The following is a 12,587-nucleotide window of genomic DNA, read 5'->3' on the forward strand; positions in this document are numbered from 1 at the left end:
ATCAGGCATGCAATATCTCTTTGGCAAGCTCGAGATACGCCTGTGCGCCTTTGGATTGCTCATCGTGATATAACACGGGCAAGCCAAACCCCGGCGCTTCCGCCAGACGTACATTGCGCGGAATCACGGTGCGGTAAACTTTTTCGCCAAAATGTTTCTGCAATTGATCCGAAACCTGTTGCGCCAGGATATTGCGCGGGTCGAACATCGTGCGCAGCAATCCTTCAATCCGCAGGGTGGGATTGAAATTATTGCGCACGCGCTTGATCGTATTCACCAGATCACTGAGGCCTTCCAGCGCATAATATTCGCACTGCATCGGAATCATGACTGCCCGGGCCGCGCATAATCCGTTCAGCGTGAGCAGGTTCAGCGCGGGCGGGCAATCGATCAGAATATAGTCATATTCGTGCGCGATGACCTCCAATGCCGTTTTCAAGCGTGTTTCCCGCTGAGATAATTCAACCATTTCAACTTCTGCGCCGGCCAAATCACGGTTGGCCGGAATCAAATCATATTTACCCTGAGTTCCCGTCACCCGGCTTGCTTGTATTGATGCATCGCCGAGCAGAACATGATAAACCGTGACCTGAATAGTCTGTTTATTGACGCCGCTGCCCATCGTGGCATTTGCCTGCGGGTCGAGGTCGACCAGTAAAATACGTTGTCCCGAAGCTGCTAGACTGGCTGCCAGATTAACGCTGGTCGTCGTTTTTCCGACACCGCCTTTTTGATTGGTTATCGCTAGAATTTTCGTCACAGTAATGAACTCCTGTATTCATTATCTTGATTGAATCAAAGCTGCGCCATGTATTACCGCGTTTGTTTTCTGATCATCATCAATTGCCGTTGCGCATCCAGATCCGGAACAGTTAGCGGCACGATGCGTTCAAGCACAAAGGGAGGCTGAATCTGGGCAAGCTCAGCCTCGGAACAACGGGCCTTCATTGCAATCCAGCGGCAGTCTTCATTCTCGTGCGGACTTAGCCGTGCGGTCAAGCGCAGGAATTCTCCCAATTCGGAGAATGCGCGTGAAATGATGACATTTATTTTTTCAGGCCATTGAACGTCCTCGATCCGTCGCGCGACAACCTCCACATTATTCAATGCGAGTTCAATTTTCGCCTGCTGCAAAAAAGCCGCCTTTTTCTGATTGCTTTCTACCAGAATCACATCCCAGTCCGGTCTTGCCAAGGCAATCGGAATGCCGGGCAAGCCTGCGCCGCTGCCGACATCGATGATCCGCGAACCGATCAAATAAGGCACGACTGCTAAGCTATCCATCACATGCTGAACCAGCATATCTTGTGGCTTACGGATCGCGGTCAAGTTATGAAGCCGGTTCCATTTTTCGATCAGCAACAGATATCGTTCGATCGAGTCATTGAGCGATGGGTCCTGAAGCGGAAAATCATCGCCAAGCTTCTGCAGGCATTGCTCGATCTGCTGCCCCAGGCTCATGCGCGTTGTTTGTTGTCAGCCATGCCCAAACCACGCTTTAAATGCACCAACAATAACGAAACCGCAGCAGGGGTGACCCCGGAAATTCGCGAGGCTTGACCCAGAGTTTCAGGTTTATGCTGATTTAATTTTTGCTGCACTTCATTCGACAACCCCTTGACTTGGCAATAATCGATGTCCTTGGGCAGCACGGTATTTTCATATTGCGCCTGGCGGGCAACATCTTCCTGCTGACGCTGAATATAACCATGATATTTTGTCTGGATTTCCACTTGCTCAGCGACCTGCGGATCGGTGACGGCCATGCCTGTGCCCGGTAGCGTCATCAATGACGCATAGGTCACATCCGGTCGACGCAACAATTCTGTCAGGGTATATTCCTTTTCGATACCTTTACTCAACACACGAATCGCATCTTCTGCGGGCAGCACGCCCGGCCACAACCGGATGGAATCCAGCCGCTGCTGTTCATGGATAATGGCTTCCTGTTTGGCGCTGAATGCTGCCCAGCGTCGGTCATCCACCAAGCCCAGCTTCCGTCCGATTTCCGTCAACCGCAAATCGGCGTTATCTTCTCGCAATTGCAAGCGATATTCGGCGCGACTGGTGAACATACGGTACGGTTCAGTGACTCCGGACGTCACTAAATCATCGACCAATACCCCCAGGTAGGCTTCATTGCGCTGGGGCGACCACGCGTCTTTTTCCTGAATTCTGAGCGCCGCATTGAGGCCGGCCAGCAAACCTTGTGCAGCCGCTTCCTCATAGCCGGTTGTGCCATTGATCTGGCCGGCAAAAAACAAATTTTCGACAGTTTTGGTTTCGAGCGAGCGCTTCAGATTGCGTGGATCGAAATAGTCATATTCGATGGCATATCCTGGGCGGGTGATGTGCGCCTGTTCAAGGCCCGCTATCGAGTGGATCAATTTCACTTGCACCTCGAACGGCAGGCTGGTGGAAATACCGTTCGGGTATATCTCATGCGTGCCCAGCCCCTCGGGCTCAAGAAAAATCTGATGTGATTGCCGCTCTGAAAAACGCACCACTTTATCTTCAATGGACGGGCAGTAGCGCGGCCCGACACCTTCGATTTTCCCGGTAAATAGCGGCGAATCGACCAATCCGTCGCGGATGATGTCATGGGTAGCGGCATTCGTGCTCGTGATCCAGCAGGAAACTTGGGGCGGGTGCTGAGAACCTACGTTCATGAAGGAAAACACCGGCGTGGGTTGATCGCCCGGTTGTTCCGTCAACTTGGAATAATCCATGCTTCGGCCATCGATACGTGGCGGCGTCCCGGTTTTTAGCCGGCCTGCTGGGAATTCCATATCGCGCAGCCTCTGGGCGAGCGTCAAAGAGGGTGGATCTCCGGCACGCCCGGCTCTAAAATTCGTCTTGCCGATATGCGCCAATCCCGCCAAAAATGTGCCGACAGTTAAGATAACGGCTCGCGCATGGATTTTAATGCTGAGTTGCGTGACGACGCCTCGCACGCGATCGTGCTCGATGATCAAATCATCCACACCCTGTTGCATCACTCGCAAATGAGGCTGGTTTTCGATGCGCTGACGTACAGCTTGCCGATATAGCACTCTGTCGGCTTGCGCGCGGGTTGCGCGCACCGCAGGCCCTTTACTGGAATTGAGCACGCGAAATTGAATCCCTGCCTCATCGGTTGCCATGGCCATGACACCGCCCAACGCATCAATTTCTTTCACCAGATGGCTTTTACCAATTCCACCGATTGACGGATTGCACGACATCTGCCCGATGGTCTCGATGTTATGCGTCAATAACAGGGTATTGCATCCCATTCGCGCTGCGGCCAATGCAGCTTCGGTGCCCGCATGTCCACCGCCGACGACGATGATATCGAATTCTGCATGGCTGCTCATAATGCTGACACTCGGATGTGCATAATCAAATTTTGAAGAAATTCTGAAAACTACTGCGCCCGCACTTATCGGCGAAGCTGCGTTGAAACCCGGCTAAAAATCTCCCTTACAACCGGCAAATTGCACTTTCTCACCCAGTTTCTCCTTGCCTGATCATCGCTTGTTCCGCGCGTTTCCTTTCTCAGAAGTTTTTAACGATGACGAGAAGGATGTTATAAGGAAGATGTTTCACGTGAAACCTTTTCAGCAGTCTGTACAAAAAAGTCTATTCAGGTTGCGATTATAGGTGGAGCAGAATGATGAATGCAAGCTTTGACACTTGGCGTTCTGCGAACGCCATCGACCTCGTCCCCTGTATTCATCGCAACGCAAAAAGGAAAAAAGAATCAGAAATTTTCATATCGATTGATGTCGAAAATACCTGCCAACAACGGTTGCCGTTCTTTTTGCCAGGCAGTGATATCGTGCAGGATTTCCCAGAAGTTGGGATGTGTTCGCCTGACTCCCCATTTATTCACGATTTGCTCGAAATGTGAACTGGTCTTAGCATTCGCCAACTGAGACACGAAATCGTCGATATCCGAGTCAACCATATCGAAAATAAAATTTGGATAACTACCGGTGATGCCCGGAAAAATAGTGAGACGATCTTTTGCCGGCTGGAAGCGCAATTGTTCCCCGAGCATGAATGCCACGTTGCTGTGCGCGCGATCCCTCAACAACGTATAAACAGTGCGTTTATGATGCTCATCGCGCACACGCACGAAAGTGACTTCCGGAAGATGCAGGATGCCACTCAGCTCTGATGCTGGACGTGCCGCAAGTGCGGAAAGCGCTTGGTCAATGCGCTGAATCCACGCCGGTTGCCCGGAACGGCTGCATTCCGACTGTTGACAGCGATTCAGCTGATCATGCGCCATATCATTGACGGGCTTGAATCGCGCCAGCATCCGCGCCACCAGTTCATGCTTGGGATCATCGGTGATGAATTTTTCTTGCGATGGCGATGCATCGTCGATGTCTTCGTAAAACAGGCCAAATTTCAATTTGCCCAGATCCTGATACCAATCGCTCAATACCGCTTTTCGTTCCCCCGCCGGCATGAGCCGCAAGAAATTATGTTCCGAACTATTCCGTATCAGATCGAAATAAAGTCGCGTCAATACCTGATGGGCCACATTGCCATACACATCATAATTAACGACCAGTTCATAATAAGTCCGTTCAAGCAATGGATAATCCATCAACCACAGCGTTTGCGGTTCATCTCCTGCCCATCCGCGGACAACCGAGGCACTATTATGGTGACGAAAGATAGTCAGCAGAGCATTCTTGTTTTTCCCGCCACCATTCCAGACATGGCTCAATGCAGCGCCTTTCGAATGGACCGTGGTATAGTGATTCTGCCGCAGTGATGAATAATCCATATGCTTCCCGAGATAGCGCAACCAGTTTTCACCCATCGCCAGCAAATCGTCATCCTGACCAGGCATTCCCAACAAGGGGATGGTCTTGCGCTGATAGGGCGCGTCAGTGACGAAAAGATCCGATTTCGGATCCTGGAACATCACCCAGAAATGATCGCGGATCACATCAGTCGCAATTTGCCCACGGCATACCGGCCCATGAATGAAGGTACGCACAAAGTATTCGGCATCATCCAGCATGAACTGATAACGGGAAGAGGCGGGGATATCGGCAAAGGTTACAAATGGATTGGCGCGCTCGGTATAACCATATCCCGGCAAATTCCTTACCTGCCAGTTTTTTTTGAAAAACAACTCGTCGATCCGTTGCAACTTGGCTTGATTCAACGGATAGTTGATTCGACGTTTATGAACGATGTTTCCCGAAATTGGCCTCAAGCGATAAAAAAATGGCCTCATCGGATCATCGTTCGGATTGACGGTAGCAATCGGCTCTATGTCTTTACCCGGCGGTGTGGCGGAACGCAGGACTTCAAAAAAACGCGACTCTCCTTTCACATCAGGGAAATAGAGAAACGCCATGAACAGATGCTCAAACAACCAGCGAGCCACTAATTTTCCGCGTTTGTCGCTGCGATTGAGCAATGCTTCCCATTGGCGAATGGCCTGTTTCTCTGCAACCGCAAGCGTTACCGGTTCATCGGGAATCTCGGCGCCCTGCTGAATCCAACCGGCCAGCAGGGCATATTCGTCGTCATTCAAGCCGGTGACTGCAAAGGGCATGCCACTCAACGGAAATTTTCGTGCAAACTCGGAAAATTTTTCCGTAGAAACGCATTGATTTTTCCGCGTGATCCCCAGTTCGAGCGAATCCGGTAATTTACTATTCGGCGGGAATGGAGATTGTTTGGCCAGAGAAATCATTCCAAGCATCAATGGTTGAGACTGCTCATTGTCCGCTTCGAGCACGGAATAAAAACCGCGTTCGCGCCAGCCGGAAACCGTCGTTTCATCGACCCCCAGGCGGGTAGGTGGCATGGCTTCGGTGCGTGCCCCGCCATAAATCGACTCATGAAATGCGCCACGCTGCAACCCCTCGGAGCTCTCCAGCTTCAACTGGCAAGGCGCGTCATAACAACTGTGACAGGACAAGCACTTGGATTCTATGAGCGGTTTAATTTCCTTGGTGTAAGACACTGGACGCTCAACGGGCGCGGGTAGAGGAACTGGTGCCGGTGCAGGAAATGAGTGATCAACGATCGATGGGTGATTATTCTGACATGCCGCCAATAAAAACAAACCGCACAACACACCCAGGAATCGATGTGGAACACCCATGAATACACACTCCATTTGAAATATCATTAACTCCGGGCACAGGCATCCCTTACCACGAAACCATTGGCACAGATCGATAAAATTTGTTTATTTAAGTAGAAACTCGGCGCGATTTCCCGTCTTTTGCTCACTTTCTTCCGATTCGTGACTGCCGACGATAAAGATCCGCTCATCTGGAATTTTACCAGTCTCGACTAACCAATTACGCGCCGCAGTGGCGCGGCGCTCGGCTAATCCAGCCAAATCACTTTCATTGATCTGTAGATGCTCGAGGATAAGCCGTTCCATTTCCGGAACCGGCAGGCTTTTGGTCAAACCGATGGCATTCTTGGGTTTCTCGAATGATTCCTTTTTATACACCGCTTCAAGATATTTCTGATATTCCTCGGGTGTTAGCTTGAGATCTTCGATCGCGCCGCTGGCAATTCCCTTTTTAGTCTGTTCCGCCAGCTTCTGTGCTTTCACCTTATCTTGCAATATAGCGAGTTTGAGTCCTTCATGATCTTCTGCGGCATCAGCATGACCAGAAATTTCCAAATCAAGTGATGGGCGATCGTTCAGAATTTCCGCCAGCGTTTCCAGGCGTTTCGCGGCTGCCTCATCAATCTCGGCAAAACCTGGTGTGAACGAAATTTCAGACAGCTCCTCGCCGCCCTCAAATGCAGAAGCGAGCAATGCGAACGGCGCAGTAATGGCTTTCGTGATCAAGTTGACGAACGCCTTGAAGACCAGCGCGCCAATATCGAATTCCGGATCATTGATCGAACCGCTCAACGGCAGATGAAGATTGATCTCGCCGCGACGGTTCTTCAAAATGGTGAGGGCAAGGTCAAGCGGAAGCGAGACAGCGCTTTCGCTTTCAACCTTATCGCCGAGCGTGAATTGGTCGAGAAAGATTTTATTCTCTGCCGTCAGCGCGCCTTTTTCGACATGATATTGCACATCGGCGGATAATTTTCCTTTTTCGATCTCGTATCCGACATATTTTCCCGAGTAAGGACTGAATTGCGGCAAATCGATGTCTTTCACGTTAACAGCCAAATCAAGAAAGAATTCCGAGCTGAAGGGCTCTATTTTCCCTTTGATTTGCAAAGGCGCGGTTTTATCCAACGCCCCATGAATATCAATGACGCCGAATTTACCTGGATATAACGGGCCGATCTGCCCCTTAAGTCCGGTCAAATTGGCACGATAATTCGGTTTGATGAACCGGTCATGAAAATTGATATTACCGTTCTGTAATATAACTTTTCCAATTTGAATGAATGTTTCTTCCTGCGGCTTGACCTGATACACATTCACCGGCTCGATATCCGGCGTGGTGACTTTGACTTCAACCGCATTCTTGTTGCCTGCAGGTGCTACGTCAACCTCGAGCGGTTGATCGATCTGCACGATGTGCACCAGATTCAGCTCACCGCTCGGCAGTAGGGTCATGCGCGCGAAGAAATCGCTGAATTGAATCGTTTTGATATCGACCCGCATGGGATCCGTGGTCACGTTCAAACCACTGACATCCATTTTTTTCCACCGGAACAAATCCTGAGCGATATTCGGATCAAATACATTCAGGTTGTAAAGCTTCGCTTCACCATTCACAAGCAGCTTCAGCGGATCACCATCCTGCGCTTTCAGCTTGCCTACAAAGGAGACATCACCGCTGGTGATCAGCGCCTTCAGCTTACCTCCCGCCCAGCCTTGCAAAGACACGAGATCCACCGAATCCAGATCGAGGACAAGATCCGTCATCAAAGGAGCCCATGCCAATGCTCCATTCACTTTCATCCGTCCCCGCTCATTGACGCGGGCATTGATCGTCATGTTTAACGGCTTCTTGCCGCTCAGATCAATATTTTCCACCATGATATCCAAAGGATCGATCACCATCGGTGGCGTTTTGGTCAAGGTCATATCGTCGTAGCGCACTGACGCCGCCTTGAGATTCACGCGCTTAATCTGTGCAACCCATGGACTATCATTGGGGACGGGTGATTTTTTCTCGCCGCTCGCTTCTTCAACCACTTGCGGCGCCGGATCTGGTTTTACAGCTGCTGAGCGGGGATCGGGTTTTCTGGCAGGAATAGGCGCTTTCGCCAGCTTTATTTTGCCGGGGGCACGGGCAGTATTTTTGGAGCGAGGAGATTGCTGGGCTTCTACCGGAGTCTTGCCATCCTTGGGATTAAAAAGCCGCGTCAAGTCGATCGCGCCAGTGGCATCGCGCCGTAACGTTGTGCGCAAACGGTTCAATGTGATGTCATCCAGCTCGATCTTATGTGCCGCGTTGTCGATGATGATCTGATCGATTTCAAGTTCGGCCAGCGATAGCGCGGGCTCTTTCGCATTATCCGGCAGTATCGCGGCCTGATCGATAACCAATTGAATATGCGAAGGAGCTTTACCGGTTAAGTCGATTTTCTTCAGCTCAGCGCGCATGTGCTTCAGGCTCGCTTGATAAGGTACTTCCACCGCATCATTCTTGAGCGCCAATCGCCGTAACGCCGAGTTTCCGGTCAGCGTAATTTCAGGAGTCTGCTCATGGGCTTGTGAAAAAGTAATCATCCAATCGCTCTCGAAGAATCCCGACCGCAACTGGATGCCCTTCGGAAATGGTACGTAGTGATTCAGTTCCATCAAATCCAGCTCAGTGAGCTTGATTGCCAATGTCGCTTCTTGTTTATCAGTGAAGGGTCGTAACTTGCCATCGAGCTTCAGAGGCGAACCGTTGATTTTTGCGCTGAAATGCGGCTCGATCCAGCTTGTCAGTGTGCTTTCAAAATTGGCAATGATTGGGATGCCAAGATTGATGTCGCTGATTTGATGATCGGCTTTCTTGTACTGATCATCAAAACCGAAATGCCCGCCTTGTATCACGATATTACTGATGGAAAACTGCGCAGAGCCTTTTTCCTTGGGGCTGTCATCGGCAGGTTGACTAAACTTTTCCAATAAATCGGAAAAATTGAAACGGTCTTCTGCTTCCCGAACGATATGCAGCCTTGGCTCCACGATTGAAAATGCAGTGACGACCGGGGCGCGCCGGGTTATCGATTCGATACTGACATCAATATGCAATTTTGCAAATGAAAACAGCGATTCCGTCTTTTCCGGCTCATCGATTCTATTGCCAATGCGAAAATCCTGAACGATTAACTCGAGCGTATGCGGTTTGATTTCGATTTTCGCTACGCTGACCGGACGCTGCAGCATTTCGGATAAGCGTTCCTCAATCTGGGATTTTGCGTACCCCGGCAACCAGAAATAGCTCAACGCTGCGATGAGAAGAATCAGCGCCGCGATCACACCGACACTGATGATCAGCCGTTTATGGGAAATGAAACGCTGCCGTACAGTCGTGGTCATCGCGATACTCCTTTTGATAGCTACAAGCCCACAGGCAGGCCAAGCCAATATGTTGTGTAATGCTCAGTTTTTATTTGCCTTGTACGCATGAGCCTTCTGAAAAATCATTCCTTCAAATAATCCATGCACTGAGAAGCTCTGAAAAATCCCTGCGCTCGCCATCGGTCAGATTGCATTGCAGCGAGGCTCGACCTATCTTGATCATTCATGAACTGCGCGGGTTGCCGGGATCTCTGTATCGCTCTTGGCCTTTTCAAAGCTTCTCCAAGCTTATTCTATGCAACTGGTTAGTGGTGCGACCCAGCTTTGAGGCCCACCAGTTCGACATCAAAAATCAATGTCGCATTCGGTGGAATGACATTGCCTGCACCCCGTTCCCCATAAGCCATGGAGGGTGGAATGATCAACGTGCGCTGCCCGCCCACTTTCATGCCTTGCACGCCTTTATCCCAGCCTTTGATGACTCTGCCAGCGCCGAGCATGAAAGAAAAGTGTTCCTTGCGGTCCAGCGAACTATCAAATTTTTTACCTTTTTTATCGGGAGCCGTTTCATCGTAGAGCCAACCGGTGTAATGCACATTGACCGTTTTTCCGATCTCTGCCTCTTCTCCGTCGCCCACCTTGGTATCGATTTTTTGAAATAAAGGATCGTCGGCCGCATGCGCCGGATTCATAACGATCAGTTGAGTGAACATGAAAAAGGCGCCTATCAGGAGGCTCAAATTAAATAAGTATTTTATATTACGCATAAATTTCCCCAGAAAATGAACTATGATCAAACCTGACATCAAATAGACAACTCACGGCTATTATAACCGCTTAGGATATAATGTGTTGTCATGGGTTTTAGGCGAATTGGATTTGTTTAATTCGTTGATTCAGAACATCTGAGTTTTTATAATTGCAATACCTACATTTTCATGCCCCTTCCACCATGGCCAATGACGAATATCAAGCCAAGAATCCACAATCCAGCGATTTACTGAGTTTGCATGCTTCGCCTGTCGTGCGCGCCATCTATTTGAGCATCGGCTTTCTGGCCTTATTGTTGGGCGTCATTGGCGCATTTCTGCCGGTTTTACCGACGACACCGTTCATTCTGTTGGCCGCCGCTTGTTTTGCCCGCGGTTCGGAGCATTTTCACCGCAAACTGTTAGAGAATCGCATCGCTGGCCCCATCATCATGGAATGGCGCATGCACCGCAGCATTCCGCGTCATGTTAAGCGCTGGGTTTATCTGTTGATGGCGATATCGTTCAGCAGCTCGATGATCATCGTGCCGGAGGTCTGGCAAAAAACCATGCTGTTCGCGCTTGGATTGACGCTGGTTTTCTTTATCTGGCGCATCCCCGTCAGAGAAATTCGCTGACAGTTTTCGTCATCTCTATCTCTCCGTTGAATTTCCTATTCTTGATTCCTTGAACTCCACAATTATTTTTCTGTAGCACAGCATCAATTATTAATTTATTGATTATTTATCATATTGGTTAATTAAGAGATGAATAATTAAAGAAATTAAAAATTATTCCGACAGATACTTTCCTGCGCTTTTAACAACCATGGTGAGCAAGTAATGAGGATCAACGAACCTGTTACCCAGAGAGATATGGGTATGGACAACAATTGTGAGATTATTTCCACGACCAATTTAAAAGGTATTCTCCTATCGGCCAACGAAGACTTCATCAAAATGAGCGGCTATACCTGGGAGGAGCTCAAGAACAAGAATCACAATATCATCCGTCATCCGGATGTGCCTCCTGAAGCGTATGCGATGTTGTGGGATACCTTAAAAGCAGGCAATGCATGGATGGGTCTGGTCAAGAACCGCAACCAAAATGGTGATCACTATTGGGTGGATGCGTTCGCAAGTCCGCAATACGAAGATGGCAAGATTGCCGGTTATCAGTCGGTACGGGTTAAACCCGAAAAAGCGTGTGTGGATCGGGCCGACGCGTTATATGCGCAAGTCATGGCCAAAAAAACAGCGGATGATAAACGCCGCTCCAAAATCGATGACGTAAAATTGACGCGATTTCCAATCGGTTTTTCTGCCAAGATCGCGTTGGCAACGTCATCTGTGTTTGGCCTTGTCTTTGCAGGTTTGGCAAGTGCCGGACTTATTTCGCCGTTATCTGCGCTGGCTGGGTTTATGATCGGCAGCGCAGTTTGTTCCGCTGTTAATTTTCACATGCTCAAAGCGCTGCGCGTGCTGGCGGCAAAGTCGGAAAAAATAGCCAACGATCCATTGGCCCGGTATGTGTATAGCGGCAGGAATGATGAAATAGGTCAATTGGAATATGTGCAAATATTCCAGCATGCAAAATTGCGCACGGCGATTGGCCGGGTTAAAGAATCTTCATCGGTACTTGAGCAAGCCGCTGCCGATATTGCGAATGGCAATACCGACCTCTCCGAACGCACTGAGAATCAAGCATCCAGTCTGGAAGAAACCGCATCCAGCTTAGAACAAATCACCTCTACAGTGCAGCAAAATGCTGATAATACGAAACGAGCTGCTCAGCTCGTTATTCACTCTCGCGAACAAGCGGAAAAAAGTGGAATAGTATTTTCCAGCACCATGGATGCCATGCATGAAATCAACGAAAGTAGTAAAAAAATTGCGGATATCACCAACGTGATTGATGAGATCGCATTTCAGACTAATTTATTGGCGTTGAATGCCGCGGTAGAAGCAGCTCGCGCAGGAGAACAAGGGCGTGGATTTGCAGTCGTCGCGAATGAAGTCCGCAATCTGGCCAGTCGAAGCGCCGAATCTGCAAAACAAATCAAGGATATGATCATTGATAGTGTTGCCAAAGTGGAAAATGGAACGCAATTGGTCAGCCAGTCTGCCAAATCATTAAAAATGATCACTGAAAGTGTGACGGAAGTCGCCGATATCGTTGATGAAATTTCACAATCGTCTCAGGAGCAGGCGCATGGCATTGAACAGATCAACCAAGCCATTATGCAAATTGACGAGGTCACTCAACAAAATGGCCAATTAGTGGAAAAACTCACAGCCTCCAGCAGTGCCATGAGCACAAAAGTCAAAATGCTCTCTGGCCTGGCTGATCAATTCAAGGCAGAGACTCATTAGTTT

8 protein-coding genes are annotated in these 12,587 nt (G+C 49.4%); 2 read left to right on the forward strand and 6 right to left on the reverse strand.

Annotated features, from left to right (window positions below; translation table 11 throughout):
• Position 1 precedes the first annotated feature (1 nt).
• The 6 genes from ABF87_RS03915 to ABF87_RS03940 all read right to left on the reverse strand — a co-directional run bounded on the left by ABF87_RS03915 (position 2) and on the right by ABF87_RS03940 (position 10,176).
• Positions 2-760 (reverse strand): ParA family protein, encoded by a 759-nt coding sequence (locus ABF87_RS03915; protein WP_160827827.1) that lies wholly within the window; start codon positions 758-760, stop codon positions 2-4.
• A 53-nt stretch (positions 761-813) separates the two neighbouring features.
• Positions 814-1,461 carry a 16S rRNA (guanine(527)-N(7))-methyltransferase RsmG gene (gene rsmG, locus ABF87_RS03920; protein ID WP_160827828.1) on the reverse strand — a complete coding sequence of 216 codons (648 nt, stop codon included), beginning with the start codon at positions 1,459-1,461 and terminating at the stop codon, positions 814-816.
• Complete coding sequence (mnmG, locus tag ABF87_RS03925) at positions 1,458-3,356, reverse strand: tRNA uridine-5-carboxymethylaminomethyl(34) synthesis enzyme MnmG (protein WP_160827829.1); 1,899 nt, start codon at positions 3,354-3,356, stop codon at positions 1,458-1,460. Before mnmG ends, rsmG begins: the two co-directional genes overlap by 4 nt.
• Positions 3,357-3,742: 386 nt before the next feature.
• Positions 3,743-6,121 carry a fatty acid cis/trans isomerase gene (locus ABF87_RS03930; RefSeq protein WP_160827830.1) on the reverse strand — a complete coding sequence of 793 codons (2,379 nt, stop codon included), beginning with the start codon at positions 6,119-6,121 and terminating at the stop codon, positions 3,743-3,745.
• 87 nt (positions 6,122-6,208) lie between these two features.
• Complete coding sequence (locus ABF87_RS03935) at positions 6,209-9,481, reverse strand: DUF748 domain-containing protein (protein WP_160827831.1); 3,273 nt, start codon at positions 9,479-9,481, stop codon at positions 6,209-6,211.
• A gap of 287 nt (positions 9,482-9,768) precedes the next feature.
• Positions 9,769-10,176: an FKBP-type peptidyl-prolyl cis-trans isomerase gene (locus tag ABF87_RS03940; protein ID WP_240143507.1), complete on the reverse strand. Its 408-nt coding sequence runs from the start codon at positions 10,174-10,176 to the stop codon at positions 9,769-9,771.
• Between the two features lie 206 nt (positions 10,177-10,382).
• On the opposite strand from ABF87_RS03940, the gene ABF87_RS03945 reads away from it, so the two are divergent.
• Positions 10,383-10,850 carry a YbaN family protein gene (locus ABF87_RS03945; protein ID WP_345789871.1) on the forward strand — a complete coding sequence of 156 codons (468 nt, stop codon included), beginning with the start codon at positions 10,383-10,385 and terminating at the stop codon, positions 10,848-10,850.
• A gap of 243 nt (positions 10,851-11,093) precedes the next feature.
• A complete protein-coding gene (locus ABF87_RS03950) occupies positions 11,094-12,584 on the forward strand; it encodes a PAS domain-containing methyl-accepting chemotaxis protein (protein ID WP_160827833.1) in 1,491 nt (496 codons plus the stop codon).
• Positions 12,585-12,587: the final 3 nt, after the last annotated feature.

It is taken from the genome of Nitrosomonas sp. JL21, from assembly GCF_009833095.1.
In the GTDB taxonomy this organism is placed as follows: Bacteria; Pseudomonadota; Gammaproteobacteria; order Burkholderiales; family Nitrosomonadaceae; genus Nitrosomonas.